Raw genomic sequence first — 15,889 nt, 5'->3', positions numbered from 1 at the left:
CCGGATCCCGGGGTGGATCCGGGGGTGGACGTCGTGCTGATGGACATCCGGATGCCCGGCACCGACGGCCTGGAGGCCACCCGTGCGATCCTCGCCGACCCGGCCACGGCGGGAGTGCGGGTCGTCGTGCTCACCACCTTCGAGCAGGACGACCACGTGGTGGCCGCGCTGCGGGCGGGGGCCTCGGGGTTCCTCGGCAAGGGAGCGGAGCCCGAGGAGTTGATCACCGCGATCCGACGGGCGGCGGCCGGCGAGTCGCCGCTCTCCCCGGCGGCCACCGGCAGCCTGATCCGTCGGTTCCTGGAACAGGAGGAGGACCGCTCGGCGGTGCCCCGCGAACCGGTGGGACTGGAGGTCCTGACGGCTCGGGAGCGCGAAGTCCTGGCGGAGGTGGCGGCCGGGTTGTCCAACGACGGGATCGCGGAGCGTCTTTCGGTCAGCCCGCTCACCGTCAAGACGCACATCAACCGTCTGCTCACCAAGCTGGATGCCCGGGATCGGGCTCAACTGGTCATCGCCGCCTATGAGTCGGGGCTGGTGCGGGCCGGCGGCGGGAGAGCCGGACGGACCGTCACGACCGGGGACGCGCCGGCATGATCGGGTGATGAACACGCGTTCCCGGATGATCATCGTGCTGCTGATCGGCTCGCTGCTCGGGTTGCTGTTGCTCGCCGAGGGGTGCGGGCGGGGGAAGCCCGCCCCGGAGGGAGGGGGCGACACCTTCGACGCCCGGGGCGGCCCGACCGCGCCCGCCGGGTGACGGGATGCCGGTGAGAACGCTGTCACCGGCCGCAAACGGTGGTGAGCTTGTAGGGGCACCCGTGTGGGCGAGTCCAGCCGGACGCGATCGCCTCCGACTCCACCCGCGCGGTCCGAACCCGGCGAACGCGGTGGCTTCCGCGGTGGCGGCGGTCAAAGGGTCTTCAGCGCGGCGCTGGTGGGGCTGCCGGCTTCTGCGGTGTACATCACCAAGGAGAAACCCGAGCCGGGCAGGCCGAGGATGTGTCGGTCGATTTCCAGTTCGCCCAGTGTGGGGTGACGCAGGTTTTTTCGCACGCCGGGCACCGGGTGCACAGCGTGATCACGCCAGCTGCTCGCGAAATCCGGATCGCGGGTGGCGAACTCGTTGATCAGCTCTGCGAGCACGTTATCCGTGGGGTGACGAACACCGGCCGCACGCAATTCGGCGGCCACCTGCCGAGAGAAGTCGGACTCCGAACCGGGCGCGCCGGTGCAGAGGGTGTCACGGAATCTCATCGAGATGCGCGTGAGGTTGCGCTCGTCGGGTGTGAGACGGGAGAAGTCCGTGATCAGAGCTGCGGCTGCGGCGTTCCAGGCGACGATGTCCTGCCGGTCGTTGACGAGGTAGGCGGGGATGCCGTCAAGTCTGCCGAGTAGCTGCCGGGCATCCTCGGGTACGCACTCCGGCGCGCCGTCGTTCTCCGCCGGCAGCACCTGTCCGGCCAGGCGGGCCAGATGGTCACGCTCCGCTTCGGTGAGTCGAAGAGCCTTCGCCAGCGCGGACAGCACCTGTGGGGAGGGCCGGGGTGCCCGTGCCCGTTCCAGTCGTTCGTAGTAGCTCACCGACACCTGTGCCAGGGCGGCCACCTCCTCGCGGCGCAGTCCGGGTGTGCGACGGGCGCGCCGACTCGGTGGAAGCGCCCCTTCGGCCGGCACATCCTCCGGTCGCAGGCCCTCACGACGGCGGCGGAGAAAGTCTGCGAGTCCTTGGCTGCTCACTCCTCCATCCTGCCACGGAAGGGACGGCCAAGCCTCGCACCGCTGGTCCGGGGCTCAGCTGTCCGTTCCGCACCCACAAATTCGCTGTGCATGGTGGTCCGGTCGGTTTGTTGACCACGAGGAGAAGTGGTGTCCGGTACGCCCGAGGAAATTTTTCGCCGCATGATCGACCCGATGCCGGCCAAGGACATGAACGCCGTGGCGAACCCGGGCGCGCGACGGAATTGCGGAATTCCCTTTCGCCGCCGGGAACTCCCCTCGTGTGCCCCGCGGACGTGAGGAGATGTGTGCCCACCTCGCTCACCGTCCCTGGCCGCTTCCCGGCCCTGCCATCCGGACCGCATCGTGATTCCCACGGTCCGCGACGGGCTGATCGCCATGTATCGGGATCACCGGAGTCCTTTGTCGGCGGCGGCCGCAGCCGGGGGCTCGCCGAACCGATCGACTCGCCTGAAAGGAAGAACACCTGATGACCGGAGTGCTCGTGACCGGAGGGACCGGCAGGACCGGTAAGACGCTGGTGCAGCTGCTCCGCAACGCCGGCGTGCGGACACGGGTCGCCGGCCGGACCCCGGCCGCAGCCGATCCCGACGCGATCCGCTTCGACTGGAACGACCCGACCACATATGGACCCGCACTCGACGGGACGGACCGGGTCTTCCTGCTTCCCCCGGTGGAGAGTGTGGACCCGCTGCCGCTGGTCGAGCCATTCCTGCGCCAAGCGCGGCGGGCCGGTATCCGGCGCCTCGTGATGCTCGGCTCCGCCATCGTGCTGCCGAACGCACCCAGCGCTGTGGAGATGGCCGCTCGGGTTCGGGCTCAGCCCGGAGGTGTCGTACTCCGCGCGTCCGGCTTCATGCAGAACTTCCTGCGCCCGCACCCACTGGCCGAGCACATCCATCGACACGGCGAGATCCGCACCGCGGCCGGTGACGGCAGGCTGGGGTGGGTCGACGCGCGGGACATCGCGGCCGTTGCCGCCGCACTGTTGGTCGACCCGGGGGCGGACGCTCGAAGCGACCACCTGATCACCGGGCCGCGCGGGATGAGCTATCCACAGGCCGCGCGAATCATCACCGAGCGGACCGGCAGACAGGTTCGGGTGAAGCGTATTACGGAGAAGGAACAGGCTGCCGCCTACCGTGCCTCCGGAATGCCGAGGGAGTTCGCCGACGCCCTTGCCGCCGTCGAGCGCGGAATCAAGGAGGGACGCGAAGACCGGGTCGGCACCGCGGTGCTCGAACTGACCGGCCGCCCGCCGCGCACCTTTGCCGAATTCGTCTCCGATCACGCGTACGAGTGGACGCAGTGATGAGCCTTTTCCAACCCCACTCCCGGTGACGACGGGGGCCGGTGACGACGGGCGCGATGATGGACTCGATGTGTTCTCGGCGGAGCCGGCGGAAGATTTTCCCGGGTGGAACGGTGTCCGGGCCCGGTGTTCCCCGGAACGGGATCCGCCGGCCCCGCCCGGCCGCGGCCCCTCGGCCCGACGCTCCCGGGCCCGGTCGCGTTCTCACCTGTGCCCCGTGACGAACGGCCCCGCCGGCGTCCCGCCCCTGGACATCCGGGGCGGAACGCCGGCGGGCCCGGCGGATGAACGGGCGTCGGAGGGGGCCACGGGCCCCGGGCGGTGGGTCCCCGTTCGGGCGGGGGACCCCGCTCAGGGCAGGGCCAGCATCCGCTCCAGCGCCACCCGTGCCCAGTGCGCGGTCTCCTCGTCCACGGTGATCCGGTTGACCACCCGACCCTCGGCCAACGACTCCAGACTGCGCACCAGGTGGGGCAGGTCGATGCGGTTCATGGTGGAGCAGAAGCACACCGTGCGGTCGAGGAAGACGACCTCCTTGCCCTCCGGGGCGTGCCGGTCGGCCAGCCGCCGCACCAGGTTCAGTTCGGTGCCCACCGCCCACTTCGAGCCGGGCGGGGCCTCCTCCAGGGCGCGGATGATGTACTCGGTGGAGCCCACCCGGTCCGCGGCGGCCACGACCTCGTGCCGGCACTCGGGGTGCACCAGCACGTTGACCCCGGGGATCCGCTCCCGGACCTCGCGCACGGAGTCGAGGGAGAAACGGCCGTGCACGGAGCAGTGGCCCCGCCACAGGATCATCCGGGCATCGCGCAGCTGTTCGGGTGTGAGCCCGCCGCCCGGCCGGTGCGGGTTGTAGACCACGCAGTCCTCCGGGGCCATTCCCAGGTCGCGGATCGCGGTGTTGCGGCCCAGGTGCTGGTCGGGCAGGAAGAGCACCCGCCGCGCACCGCCGCCGGAGGAGTCGAAGGCCCATTCCAGTGCGCGCCGGGCGTTGGAGGAGGTGCAGATGGTGCCACCGTGTCGCCCGGTGAAGGCCTTGATGTCGGCGGAGGAGTTCATGTAGGAGACCGGGACGGTGTCCCCGGCCACGCCGGCGGCGGCCAGGGTGTCCCAGCACTCCTCCACCTGCTCGGCGGTGGCCATGTCGGCCATCGAGCAGCCCGCCGCGAGGTCCGGGAGGATCACCTGCTGTGCGTCGGAGGTGAGGATGTCCGCCGACTCGGCCATGAAGTGCACGCCGCAGAAGACGATGTACTCCGCCTGCGGGCGGGCGGCGGCGTCACGTGCGAGCTTGAAGGAGTCGCCGGTGACGTCGGCGAAGCCGATCACCTCGTCGCGCTGGTAGTGGTGGCCGAGAACGAAGACCTTCTCCCCGAGGCGCTCCTTGGCGGCCCGGGCGCGCTCGACCAGATCGGGGTCGGAGGGGGAGGGCAGTTCGCCGGGGCAGTCGACCCCGCGCTCGCTGGCCGGGTCGGCCCCCCGCCCCAGCAGGAGCAGGGCGAGCGGGGTCGGCTGGACGTCCGGGGTCTGGGCGGTGGTCACGACACGCACCCTTTCTGCGGGAGCTCTGCGGGTTTCGGCGGGTGGTCCGCGGCGTTCCGGGGCGCCTTCCGCGCGGGTGAGCGCGGGGTGCCGGGGGACGACACGGGGTGGTGCGTCGTGCGGACATGCGGGGTCGTCCCGTTCCGGCCCGGTGCCCGATGGCGGGGTCCGGCGGGTGCGGCTCCGACGCGGCCCGCTCTCGGGAGCGGCCCGACGACTCTTTTCGTCTTATTGACGGTAACGATGATAACCGCTTTTCGTCGCTGTGACGATGTCGATCGTCTGTTGATCGCGTCACTGTGACGCATACCGCCCGGCCGGTGCCGGGTACCCGCCGCGGGTACGGGACCGACCGCCCGCGGGTGTGCGAGCATGGGAGAGCGGGCCCGCCCCGCAGCACCCCACCGGCCCGGAACCGTCGGTCCCACCGCCGGGACCCGGCCGCCCATCCGGACCGGATGGGAACCGCCGGAGAGCCGAACCGGAAGCCCACGAGAAGCGAAGAACGCCGGCCGCGGAATGAAATCGGTCGGCAGACTGTTCGCGCAGACGGCAGAGCAGTCCAACGACCCGGGAGTGGAACACATGTCCGTTGAGGACAAGACCGTTGTGAGCGACGGCATCATCCTGTCCGACGCTGCCGCGGCCAAGGTCAAGAGCCTGCTGGAGCAGGAGGGCCGCGAGGACCTGTCGCTGCGCGTCGCCGTGCAGCCGGGGGGTTGCTCCGGCCTGCGCTACCAGCTCTTCTTCGACGAGCGCTCGCTCGACGGGGACGTGGTCAAGGACTTCGACGGGGTCAAGGTCGTCACCGACCGGATGAGCGCCCCCTACCTGCACGGCGCCTCCATCGACTTCGTCGACACCATCGAGAAGCAGGGCTTCACGATCGACAACCCCAACGCCACCGGCTCCTGCGCCTGCGGCGACTCCTTCAGCTGACCGTCCGAGGCCCCGCCCGGCTCGTGCCGGGCACTGCGCCCGACGGCCACCGCGAACGGCGTCGGCCCGTCCCCCGCTCGGGGGACGGGCCGACGCCGTTCGCGGTGGTCCGGCTTCCGCGGGCCGGGGATCACGCCCGGGGCAGCTCCCGGCCCTCGCCGTCGTACACCGTGCGGTCGCCCAAGGGCTCCTCCAGCGGGACCCGGTCGGCCACCCGGACGGCGATCATGATGCAGACGGTCTCCGGATCCGTCGGCGCCGCCTCCACCCGCAGGGTCACGCTCCGGGCCGTCTCATCGGCGACGATCCGGTACTCCCCACAGACACCCCACCAGTGCCGGTAGACCAACGCGCGCGGATCCTCCGGATCGGGGGAGACGTACGGGGCATCGGCCATGGGGTCGCGCGGATCGTGGTCCCCGTCCGCGGTCCCGATGTCGCCCGGCGGGTAGAGGCCGGTCTCCGGATCCGGGTCCCGGGGCCCGGGGTCCGGGTGCTTCCCGGGCGCCCCGTCCTCTCCCTCGTCGGTGCCGCCGGCCGGCCCCCCGATCGGCGGCACCGCAGCCTCCCCGGCGCCCGGCCCGGGGCCGGTGTCGTCGATGTGGTCCGGGTGCACCGCCGGGTGCGAGACCGGGAAACCGAGACCGGAACCCGCGGGGGACTCCACCGTGAACAGCCAGGAGGGCACCAGCATCGGTCCGTCCCCGGTCAGGTAGGGAGCCAGGACCGGTTCGGCGTCCACCACCAGCAGGGTCTCGTCGGTGTGCCCGTCGTGCCCGTCGTGCCCGTCGCCGTCGTCCGACGGCGGGATCTCACCGGGAGCGCCCGGCTCCACCGGCTCGGTCCCGGTCACCGGTTCCCCGGCACCGGACCGGCCCTCGGGGACGTGGCCCGCCGGCGGGGCGGTCTCCCCGCCGACCGTCTCGTTGAGCAGGTCGAGTGTCCCCTCCGCGTCCACCAGCGGGTACTCCTCGGCCGGTTCGGCCTCCAGGAGGGTGCCGGACCCGGCCACCGGGGCGCCCCCGGGACCGATCTCCACCAGCGTGTCCCAGTTGAGCACCCGCAGGTCGTCGATGGTCGGGGAGACCCGCACGGTGCGGTTCTCACCGAAGGCGGTCCCCGCGTCCGCTTCCACCCCGCCCAGGCCCAGTGCCTCCAGCACGGGACGGGCGGCGGCCAGCGCCTCCTTCTCGTCCACCGGCTCGACCGGGGTGCGCGGGGCGGAGCCGAGGCCGAAGCCGTCCTCGTCCCAACGCTCGTCCCGTTCGTCGGTATCGGGAGCGGCCCCGCCGTCGTCCACCGGCGTGTCCGGGTCCACCGGGGAGGGAATCACCAGATCCACCTCCTCGGGCAGCGGTACCGGCTCCTCGGGGAAACCGTGGGTGTGGAAGGTCCAGGTACCGGGCGCCGCCCGCTCCACCATCAGCGTCGGGTCACCGGGCTCACCACCGCCCACCGTCCAGTGGTCGCCCCGGTCCACCGGGTCGCCCCCGACTCCCAGCAGATCGGCCAGTTCGACCACCCGCTCCCGGGGGACCTCACCCTCGAATCGGTGCACCCGCCCGTGGGCGGGTCCCTCCGGCAGTTCGCCGTCGGCGACGTAGCCGGCGCCCGGCACCCCGTCCCGGCCGGGGGCCGCGGCGTGCTCCGCGGACCCCGCGTCCGCCGCCCCCCGCACCAACGGACCGTTCAGGACCAGCGGGGGCGTGGTCGCCGTTCCCCCGTCGTCGAGCGCGCCCGAACCGGCCCACACGGCACCCGCCACCAGGGCCACCGCGGCCGTCACCGCCGTGACGGCCGGCCAGTGGCGCCGGCGCGGCCCGTCGCCGGCCGACGCGGTGTTCTCCTTCTCCGTCACGGTCCTCACTCCTCGCTCCGGGGGGCGGGAACCGACTCCGTTCCGCCCCAGCGCCTGTTGGACGGGGCGACCGCGACGGGGGTTCCCGTCCCCGGCCGCCACCCGGGGCGCCGGGTGGCCCCGGCGTCCCCCTCGGGTTTCCGTTCGACGCCGGTCCATGCCCCGGTAGCCTGTTGAGGTTCCGTCCCGCAACACCGCGGGGTCGTACCCCGCCGTACTCTCCGCTGTTCCCGCTGTTTCCCCACCCTTACTCTCCCCGGGAGTGCCCCCGTGCGCATCGCCGTCTGCGGTTCGATCGCAACCGACCACCTGATGACCTTCCCCGGCCGCTTCGCGGACCAGTTGGTCGGGGAGCAACTGCACACCGTCTCGCTGTCCTTCCTGGTCGACGGGCTACAGGTGCGTCGCGGAGGGGTGGCGGCCAACATCTCCTTCGGGATGGGGCAGCTGGGCGTCTCACCGATCCTGGTGGGGGCGGTCGGTCCGGATTTCGCCGAATACCGGGCCTGGCTCGACCGGCACGGCGTGGACACCGAATCGGTGCACGTCTCCGAGATACTGCACACCGCCCGGTTCATCTGCACCACCGATGCCGCCCACAACCAGATCGGTTCCTTCTACACCGGTGCGATGAGCGAGGCCCGGCTGATCGAGCTGCAGACCGTCGCCGACCGGGTGGGCGGGCTGGACCTGGTCCACATCGGCGCCGACGACCCGGAGGCGATGATGCGGCACACCGAGGAGTGCCGTACCCGGAACATCCCCTTCGCCGCCGACTTCTCCCAGCAGCTCGCCCGGATGGAGGGCCCGGAGATCCGTGACCTCACCGACGGCGCCGCCTACCTCTTCAGCAACGAGTACGAGAAGGCGCTGATCGAGAACAAGACGGGTTGGGACGCCGCGGCGGTGCTCGAGCGCGTCGGCACCCGGGTGACCACCCTGGGCGCCCGCGGGGTGCTGATCGAGCGCGCCGGTGAGCCCGAGCTGCGGGTGGGCTGCCCGGAGGAGGAGCGGAAGGCCGACCCCACCGGCGTCGGTGACGCCTTCCGGGCCGGTTTCCTCTCCGCGCTGGCCCGCGGCGGTGGCATCGAGCGCGCCGCCCAGCTCGGTTGCATGCTCGCCACCCTGGTCATCGAGACGGTGGGCACCCAGGAGTACGAGCTGCGTCGGGAGTCGTTCATCGAGCGCTTCGCGAAGGCCTACGGCTCCGACGCGGCCGACGAGGTGCGCGACTGGATCGTCACGGTCTGAGACCGTCCCCGTGGGGCCCCGCCGATCCGGGGCCCCCGGCCGGCGGGGTCCCCGGCACCCGCCGGGCCGCCGGGTCGTCCGCCGGGATCGGCCGCTCGGTGCGGCGCACCCGGTAGGCCCGGGCCGCCCCGGCGGGGTCCCCGCCCAACGGCTTCTCGTCCAGGAACTCCTGTTCCCGCAGGTGACACCAGGCACGAATGTCCAATTCGGCCACCCCGTCGTCGGCCAGCACGGTGACCACGCCCCCGGGACGCACCCGTGCCATGGCCCGCGCCAGTTCGATCACCGGACGGGGGCAGACCAGGCCCAGGGCGTCCACGGTCACCTCCGTCCCGCCGTCCGGGCGCGCCTCCCCCGCCCGGGCGTCCTGCGCCCCGCCCGTCCGCGGTGGGGCGCCGTACCGCTCCCGGATCCCGGCGACCACCCGGGGCAGTACGTCGAGAAAGCGGTCCACCTCCTCCCCGGTGGTCCCGGTGGGCAGGGAGACCCGCACGTTTCCCGAGGAGAGCACCCCCATCGCGCGCAGCACGTGGCTCGGCTCCAGGGTGTCGGAGGTGCAGGAGGAGCCCGAGGAGATCGCGAAGCCCTCCCGGTCCAGTGCGTGCACCAGCGCCTCGCCGTCCACGTAAAGGCAGGAGAAGGTCACCAGGTGCGGCAGGCGGCGCACCGGGTCGCCGACCACCTCGGTGTCGGGGACCAGCTCCGGGACCCGCTCCCGGATCCGGTCCACCAGCCCGCGCAGTCGGCCGTCGGCCTCCACCGCCTCCTCCCGCACCGCGCGCAGCGCGGCCACCGCGGCCACCACCTGGGGTACCGCCGGGAAACCCGGTGCCCGTCCGGCCTCGCGCTCGTCGCGGGGGAGGGGGGCGACGAAACGGGTGCCCTTGCGGACCACCAGCATTCCCACCCCCGCCGGTCCTCCCCACTTGTGGGCGCTCGCCGCCAACAGCGACCACGCGCCCGGCACGGTCCCCCGGCCCAGCGACTGCGCGGCGTCCACCAGGAGCGGTACCCCGGCGGCGCGACAGGTTTCGGCCGCCTCGATCACCGGTTGCTCGGTGCCCACCTCGTGGTTGGCGCTCTGCAGGCACACCAGGGCGGTGTCCCCGGTCAACGCGTCGGTGACGGTTCCCGGTTCGATCCGGCCGGTGCGCTCCGGGGCCATCCGCACCACCGTGCCCCCCTCGGCCTCGTGTGCCTCGGCGGCCCGCAGCACCGCCGAGTGCTCCACCGCCGAGATCACCAGGCGACGCCCCACCCGCCGTCGCCCGGCCAGCGCGCCGGCGATCCCGGTGTGCAGGGCCCGACTGCCGGAGGAGGTGAAGGACAGTTCGTCGGGCCGGCAGCCGATCAGTTCCGCGGCGGCCTCCCTGGCGGTGTCCAGCAGCAGGCGGGCCCGCCGCCCCTCGCGGTGCAGGCGGGTGGGGTCGGCCCACCCCTCCTCCAGCGCGGCCAGCAGGGCCTGTCGGGCGACGGGATGCGGAGGGACGGTGGAGGCGACATCGAAGTACGCGGAGTACGGCACCCCGCCACGCTAACCCGCGCCACGCCGGGGCTCCGCCCGGTCGTTCACCCGGTCGGCGGGAGAAGCGTCCCCGCAGGTCGCGGGGGTGGGGACGGCCGGGAGGGAAACGCCGCGACGTGTTGGGGACCCTCCCCGCACGGCTCCGGGGGGCGTCGAGTAGGGTTTGGTCCGCATAAACATCCACACCCCTGCCCGCGCCGGGGCCGATCCCCCGCCCCGAGCGACGGAAGCGGCCGGACGCGGGCGAGACTCTCGGGAAGGCGCTACGTGAGTCCCAACGGCTCCGACCGCTCGTCGCGGCGCCCGATGCGGCGGATTCTGCCGCAGGCGCTGATCGCGGGCTTGGTCCTGGCGACCGCGACAGGTTGCACATACGAGGACTTCCCCCGCCTCGGTATGCCCAGCCCGGCGACGGAGGAGGCACCGCGGATCCTGTCCCTCTGGCAGGGCTCGTGGGCCGCTGCGCTCGTCACCGGGGTGATCGTCTGGGGTCTGATCCTGTGGAGCGTCTGGTTCCACAGGCGTTCCCGGACCAAAGTCGAGGTTCCTCCACAGACCCGGTACAACCTCCCCATCGAGGCCCTGTACACCCTCGTTCCCCTGATCATCGTCTCGGTGCTCTTCTACTTCACCGCCCGGGACCAGACGGAACTGCTCAAGACATCGGAGCAGCCCGACCACGTGATCAACGTCGTCGGTTTTCAGTGGAGCTGGGGCTTCAACTATCTCGAGCCCGTCGGGGCGTCCGACAACGACGCCCGCACGGCTCCCGAACTGGACGCCATCCCCGATCGCATGATGGAGGCGGTCCCGGAGAACGCCGACGGCGTGTACGACATCGGCACCCCCGCCGACGTCGACCCGGTGACCGGCAACCCGGGCCCGACCCTGGTGCTGCCGGAGGGTGAGAGCGTCCAGTTCATCCTCACCTCGCGGGACGTCATCCACTCCTTCTGGGTGGTGCCCTTCCTGATGAAGGTCGACGTCATCCCGGGCCACACCAACCGCTTCGAGGTGACCCCCAACAAGCAGGGCACCTTCCTGGGCAAGTGCGCCGAGCTCTGCGGCGTCGACCACGCCCGCATGCTCTTCAACGTCAGGGTCGTCTCCCCCGAGGAGTACCAGGAGCACCTTCAGGACCTGGCGGACAGGGGACAGACGGGTTACATCCCGGCGGGCATCGCGCAGACCGACGCCGCCAAGAACGCGGAGACGAACCAGCCGTGAGCATCCTCGACAAGACCCGGGAGGCGGGCGCCTCGGCGCCGGAGCCGCCCGCGCGCCGTAAAGCCCCCGGAGAGCCGGGGAACATCGTGGTCAAGTGGATGACCACCACCGACCACAAGGTGATCGGGTCGATGTACCTGATCACGTCGTTCATCTTCTTTGTCATCGGCGGCGTCATGGCGCTCATCATGCGCGCCGAACTCGCCCGTCCGGGTAACCAGATCGTCTCCAACGAGCAGTTCAACCAGCTGTTCACCATGCACGGCACGGTGATGCTGCTGCTCTTCGCGACCCCGCTCTTCGCGGGCTTCGCGAACTGGATCATGCCGCTCCAGATCGGCGCGCCCGACGTGGCGTTCCCGCGGCTGAACATGTTGGCCTATTGGCTGTACCTGTTCGGCGGTCTGATCGTGATGGGGGCCTTCCTCACCCCGCAGGGCGCCGCGAACTTCGGTTGGTTCGCCTACTCGCCGCTCTCCGACGCGGTCCGGTCGCCGGGCGTGGGCGCCGACATGTGGGTGATGGGCCTGGCCCTCGGTGGTTTCGGCACCATCCTGGGCGCGGTCAACTTCATCACCACGATCATCTGCATGCGCATGCCCGGCATGACGATGTTCCGGATGCCGATCTTCACCTGGAACGTCCTGCTCACCAGCGTGCTGGTGCTGCTGGCCTTCCCGGTGCTGGCCGCCGCGCTGTTCGCCCTGGCCTCCGATCGGGTCTTCGGATCACACATCTTCGACGCCGCCAACGGCGGTCCGATCCTGTGGCAGCACCTGTTCTGGTTCTTCGGCCATCCCGAGGTGTACATCATCGCGCTGCCGTTCTTCGGCATCGCCAGTGAGATCATCCCGGTCTTCAGCCGCAAGCCGATCTTCGGTTACGTCGGCCTGGTGGCGGCGACCATCGCCATCGCCGGTCTGTCGGTGACGGTGTGGGCGCACCACATGTACGTGACCGGCGCGGTGTTGCTGCCGTTCTTCTCCTTCATGACGTTCCTCATCGCGGTCCCGACCGGGGTGAAGTTCTTCAACTGGATCGGCACGATGTGGCGCGGCTCTCTCAGTTTCGAGACGCCGATGCTGTGGACCGTGGGCTTCATGATCACCTTCCTCTTCGGTGGTCTGACCGGCGTCATCCTGGCCTCGCCGCCGCTGGACTTCCACGTCTCGGACTCCTACTTCGTCGTCGCCCACTTCCACTACGTGGTCTTCGGCACGGTGGTGTTCGCGATGTTCGCCGGCTTCCACTTCTGGTGGCCGAAGTTCACCGGCAAGATGCTCGACGAGCGACTGGGCAAGATCACCTTCTGGACCCTGTTCATCGGCTTCCACGCGACCTTCCTGGTCCAGCACTGGCTGGGCGCCGAGGGCATGCCCCGCCGGTACGCCGACTACCTGGCCAACGACGGCTTCACCACGCTCAACACGATCTCCACCATCGGGTCCTTCCTGCTGGGCATGTCGCTGCTGCCGTTCTTCTACAACGTGTGGAAGACCTGGAAGTACGGCGAGAAGATCACCGTGGACGACCCGTGGGGTTACGGCCGGTCCCTGGAGTGGGCGACCTCCTGCCCGCCGCCCCGGCACAACTTCGTCACCCTGCCGCGGGTCCGCTCCGAGTCCCCGGCGTTCGACCTGCACCACCCGGAGATCGCGGCCCTCGACCAGTTGGAGATCCGTGACCCGGAGCGCCCCGCGCCGGGCGTGGATGACGCGGCGGCCGACCGGGCCGACGGCAAGGAGGCCGGCAAGTGAAGTTCCAGGGGTACATGTTCGCCTGGCTGGCGGCGTTCATGCTGGTGGTCGCGATCGTCTACGGTCTGTGGGCGCGCGAGCCGGTCGGCACCACGGCGCTCTTCCTGTCCTTCGGCCTCGCCCTGATGATCGGGTTCTACCTGATCTTCACCGCCCGCCGGGTGGACACCGGGGCCCAGGACAACAAGGAGGCGGACGTCGCCGACGACGCCGGTGAGCTGGGCTTCTTCAGCCCGCACAGCTGGGCGCCGCTGGCCCTGGGGGCCGGCGCGGCCTTCGCCTTCCTCGGTCCGGTCTTCGGTTGGTGGGTGGCCTACTTCACCGCCCCTCTGCTGCTGGTCGGCCTGTGGCTGTGGGTCTTCGAGTACTACCGGGGCGAGAACCGCACGCAGTGAGCCCCCGTCACCCGGTGGGCTCCCGCCCGCCGGCTCGACGACCGAACGCCCCCCGGACCCACGGGTCCGGGGGGCGTTCGGCGTGTCGGAGCCGGACACGCGGTGGAGGGCGGGAAACCACCCGTTCGCACCCTTCCGGGGAGCCACACCGGGTGAAAATTCGTATTTTACGACCATGAGTCATGGCAAGGTTTCCTTCCCGGGCGCGCCCCGCCGGGCGCCGGCCCCCCGCCGGGCACGCCGCCGCGCCCTGATACTCGCCCCCCTCCTCGCCTGCGCCCTGGCCGCCTGTACCGGCTCTCCCGCCGACGGGGGACCGGTCGGGGCCGGTGGGTCGGCCCTGAACGTCCTCACGGCGGACGCCGGCCCGGAGCCCACCATCGGTCCGGCCGCGGCCCGTGGGGGCGGCCCGATCGATCCCTCCGAGACCGTCACCGTCTCCCTGCCCGACGCGAACGCCGGGGCCGGGAGCGACACCGGCCCCCGCATCACCGACGTCGTGCTGGAGGACGAACTCGGCCGGCCGGTGCCGGGCCGACTCTCCGCCGGCGGCGACCGGTGGCGCAGCACCGCCCCGCTGGTCGCCGGTAGCCGCTACACCCTGCGCGTCGCCACCGAGGCCGCCGACGGGACCCCCGGGCGCCGCGAACACACCTTCCGCACCCGCGATCTGGCCGACCTGGACACCGAACTGCTGGAGGTCACCCTCGGTCCCTCCCCCGGCACCTACGGGGTCGGACAGCCGATCACCGCCAAGTTGAGCGAGGGGATCGCCGACCGCGACCGACGCGCCGCGGTGGAGCGGGCCCTGCGGGTGGAATCCCGACCGGCCGCCGGCGAGGGCTCCTGGCACTGGGTGGAGGACGACCTGCTGCACTACCGTCCCCGCGAGTACTGGCCCGCCAACGCCGAGATAACGGTCTCCGCCGACCTGGCGGGCGTGCCGCTGGGGGAGGGGCTGCGCGGCGGCCCGGTGGAGGAACTGCGCTGGCGCACCGGCGACCGGGTCGAGGCACTGGGGGACATCTCCTCCCTCACCCTGACCGTGCGCCGCAACGGCGAGGTCATTCGCACGATGCCGATGACCACCGGCAAGGAGGGGTTCCGCACCCGCAACGGCAAGAAGGTGATCCTCGGCCGGGAGAGCCATGTGCGGATGCGCGGCAGTTCGATCGGCATCTCACCCACCAGTTCGGAGTACTACGACCTGGACGTGTACTGGGCCGCCCGCCTCACCTGGAGCGGTGAGTACGTGCACGGCGCCCCCTGGTCCGTGGGGTACCACGGGCGGGACAACGTCAGCCACGGGTGCACCGGCCTGAACACGGAGAACGCCCGCTGGTTCTTCGAGAACGTCCGGGTGGGGGACATCGTCGAACACGTGGGCGGCGAGGGCGTGGACATGCCCTACTTCGGCAACGGCTTCGGCGACTGGAACATGGACTGGGAGGAGTGGCGTCGCGGCAGCGCCCTCGTGCCCGCGGGGGCGCCCGGGGACACCGAGCCCGGGGCCGACGCCGGAAGCGGGGCCGTCACCGATGCCGGCCCGCAGGCCCCCGGCGCGGTGGAGGCCGAGGACGCCGGGCGCGGGGGACGGAACGACGGGAGCGAGCGGGCCCGCCTGCGTCCCGTCCTGTGAGTTCCCGGCCCGTGCCCTCTCACCCGACCGGCCCGGTGCCCGCCCCCACGGGGGAATCGGGCACCGGGCCGGTCACCGTGCCGTGGCACGGCCGGGACGTCGGCCGTGCCACCGTCGACTCAGGCGGCCGCGGGGCGCCGTTCGCGCAGCAGCGCGGCCAGCGCCGCGGCCAACTCGGCCGGATCCACCGGGTGGGCCACCGTCGCCTCGGCCCGGCTCCAGGTCGCCAGCCAGGCGTCCTGGGGGCGACCGATGAGCAGCAGCACCGGAGGACACTCGAAGATCTCGTCCTTCATCTGCCGGCACACGCCCATCCCGCCGGCCGGCACGGCCTCGCCGTCGAGCACGCACACGTCCACTCCGCCCCGTTCCAGGGCCTCCCGGACGGCGGCCGGGGTGGCGCACTCCAGGTACTCCAGGCGCGGGGAGTCGGCCGCCGGTCGACGACCGGCCGCCAACCGCACCTGCTCGCGGGTGTTGGCGTCGTCGCTGTAGACCAGCACCGTCGCGGTGCTCTGCATCCGTCCTCCTCGATGGATGGGACCGTTGGCGCGGATGTTACTCCGTCGCCGCCCGCGGGGGCAGGGGCCGGGGTCGGCTCGCACCGACTTCCCCCGCACTTCCCCCACAGAACGTCTCCCCGAATTCGCCGCCGGGAACCGCCGCCGACCCGGGGCGGCCGGGCCGGGTTCCCCCTCCGGGGG

General features: G+C 71.8%; 14 protein-coding genes. 9 read left to right on the top strand and 5 right to left on the bottom strand.

Annotated features, from left to right (window positions below; translation table 11 throughout):
• Positions 1–597: LuxR C-terminal-related transcriptional regulator (locus FNQ90_RS02010; RefSeq protein ID WP_182604660.1), on the top strand; the 597-nt coding region annotated here is incomplete at its 5' end.
• Between the two features lie 7 nt (positions 598–604).
• Positions 605–760, top strand: coding sequence for a hypothetical protein (locus FNQ90_RS02005; RefSeq protein WP_182604659.1), 156 nt, complete (start codon positions 605–607; stop codon positions 758–760).
• 152 nt (positions 761–912) lie between these two features.
• On the opposite strand, the gene FNQ90_RS02000 is transcribed toward FNQ90_RS02005, so the two are convergent.
• Positions 913–1,740, bottom strand: coding sequence for a helix-turn-helix transcriptional regulator (locus FNQ90_RS02000; RefSeq protein WP_182604658.1), 828 nt, complete (start codon positions 1,738–1,740; stop codon positions 913–915).
• A 469-nt stretch (positions 1,741–2,209) separates the two neighbouring features.
• Here FNQ90_RS02000 and FNQ90_RS01995 point away from each other — a divergent pair, with 469 nt between their 5' ends.
• Positions 2,210–3,052, top strand: a complete 843-nt coding sequence (locus tag FNQ90_RS01995) for an NmrA family NAD(P)-binding protein (RefSeq protein WP_182604657.1) — start codon at positions 2,210–2,212, stop codon at positions 3,050–3,052.
• 351 nt (positions 3,053–3,403) lie between these two features.
• On the opposite strand, the gene nadA is transcribed toward FNQ90_RS01995, so the two are convergent.
• Positions 3,404–4,594 (bottom strand): quinolinate synthase NadA, encoded by a 1,191-nt coding sequence (gene nadA / locus FNQ90_RS01990; protein ID WP_182604656.1) that lies wholly within the window; start codon positions 4,592–4,594, stop codon positions 3,404–3,406.
• Between the two features lie 585 nt (positions 4,595–5,179).
• Between nadA and erpA the strand changes: the two genes are divergently transcribed.
• Positions 5,180–5,533 carry an iron-sulfur cluster insertion protein ErpA gene (erpA, locus tag FNQ90_RS01985; RefSeq protein ID WP_182604661.1) on the top strand — a complete coding sequence of 118 codons (354 nt, stop codon included), beginning with the start codon at positions 5,180–5,182 and terminating at the stop codon, positions 5,531–5,533.
• Between the two features lie 130 nt (positions 5,534–5,663).
• Here the strand turns inward: erpA and FNQ90_RS01980 are convergent, their stop codons facing one another.
• On the bottom strand, positions 5,664–7,391 hold the full coding sequence (locus tag FNQ90_RS01980) for a hypothetical protein (RefSeq protein WP_182604655.1): 1,728 nt from the start codon (positions 7,389–7,391) through the stop codon (positions 5,664–5,666).
• A 270-nt stretch (positions 7,392–7,661) separates the two neighbouring features.
• Here FNQ90_RS01980 and FNQ90_RS01975 point away from each other — a divergent pair, with 270 nt between their 5' ends.
• Positions 7,662–8,642, top strand: coding sequence for a carbohydrate kinase family protein (locus FNQ90_RS01975; RefSeq protein ID WP_182604654.1), 981 nt, complete (start codon positions 7,662–7,664; stop codon positions 8,640–8,642).
• Here the strand turns inward: FNQ90_RS01975 and FNQ90_RS01970 are convergent.
• Positions 8,632–10,167, bottom strand: coding sequence for a cysteine desulfurase/sulfurtransferase TusA family protein (locus FNQ90_RS01970; protein ID WP_182604653.1), 1,536 nt, complete (start codon positions 10,165–10,167; stop codon positions 8,632–8,634). The genes FNQ90_RS01975 and FNQ90_RS01970 overlap by 11 nt on opposite strands.
• Positions 10,168–10,434: 267 nt before the next feature.
• On the opposite strand from FNQ90_RS01970, the gene ctaC reads away from it, so the two are divergent.
• The 4 genes from ctaC (at position 10,435) to FNQ90_RS01950 (ending at position 15,185) form a co-directional block, all read left to right on the top strand.
• The gene (ctaC, locus tag FNQ90_RS01965; RefSeq protein WP_143617906.1) at positions 10,435–11,394 is read left to right on the top strand and encodes an aa3-type cytochrome oxidase subunit II; all 960 of its coding nucleotides are present in this window, start codon (positions 10,435–10,437) and stop codon (positions 11,392–11,394) included.
• Between the two features lie 98 nt (positions 11,395–11,492).
• Entirely contained in the window at positions 11,493–13,151 is a 1,659-nt protein-coding gene (ctaD, locus tag FNQ90_RS01960) for an aa3-type cytochrome oxidase subunit I (protein ID WP_194432155.1), read from the top strand.
• The gene (locus tag FNQ90_RS01955; protein ID WP_143617901.1) at positions 13,148–13,546 is read left to right on the top strand and encodes a cytochrome c oxidase subunit 4; all 399 of its coding nucleotides are present in this window, start codon (positions 13,148–13,150) and stop codon (positions 13,544–13,546) included. The genes ctaD and FNQ90_RS01955 overlap by 4 nt, the downstream gene beginning before the upstream one ends.
• A 175-nt stretch (positions 13,547–13,721) precedes the next feature.
• Positions 13,722–15,185 (top strand): L,D-transpeptidase, encoded by a 1,464-nt coding sequence (locus FNQ90_RS01950; protein WP_182604651.1) that lies wholly within the window; start codon positions 13,722–13,724, stop codon positions 15,183–15,185.
• A 119-nt stretch (positions 15,186–15,304) separates the two neighbouring features.
• Here FNQ90_RS01950 and FNQ90_RS01945 read toward each other — a convergent pair whose 3' ends face one another.
• Positions 15,305–15,706 (bottom strand): response regulator transcription factor, encoded by a 402-nt coding sequence (locus FNQ90_RS01945; RefSeq protein WP_143617899.1) that lies wholly within the window; start codon positions 15,704–15,706, stop codon positions 15,305–15,307.
• Positions 15,707–15,889: the final 183 nt, after the last annotated feature.

The organism is Streptomyces alkaliphilus (assembly GCF_014141535.1).
Lineage (GTDB): Bacteria > Actinomycetota > Actinomycetes > Streptomycetales > Streptomycetaceae > Streptomyces > Streptomyces alkaliphilus.
Note: the sequence above shows the minus strand (reverse complement) of the source record. Positions and strands in the feature narration are given on the sequence as shown.

Coding starts and splice junctions, on each gene's coding strand:
- erpA (WP_182604661.1), top strand. CDS start 5,180: ATGTCCGTTGAGGACAAGACCGTTGTGAGCGACGGCATCATCCTGTCC.
- FNQ90_RS01945 (WP_143617899.1), bottom strand. CDS start 15,706: ATGCAGAGCACCGCGACGGTGCTGGTCTACAGCGACGACGCCAACACC.
- FNQ90_RS01950 (WP_182604651.1), top strand. CDS start 13,722: ATGAGTCATGGCAAGGTTTCCTTCCCGGGCGCGCCCCGCCGGGCGCCG.
- FNQ90_RS01995 (WP_182604657.1), top strand. CDS start 2,210: ATGACCGGAGTGCTCGTGACCGGAGGGACCGGCAGGACCGGTAAGACG.
- FNQ90_RS02005 (WP_182604659.1), top strand. CDS start 605: ATGAACACGCGTTCCCGGATGATCATCGTGCTGCTGATCGGCTCGCTG.
- ctaD (WP_194432155.1), top strand. CDS start 11,493: ATGACCACCACCGACCACAAGGTGATCGGGTCGATGTACCTGATCACG.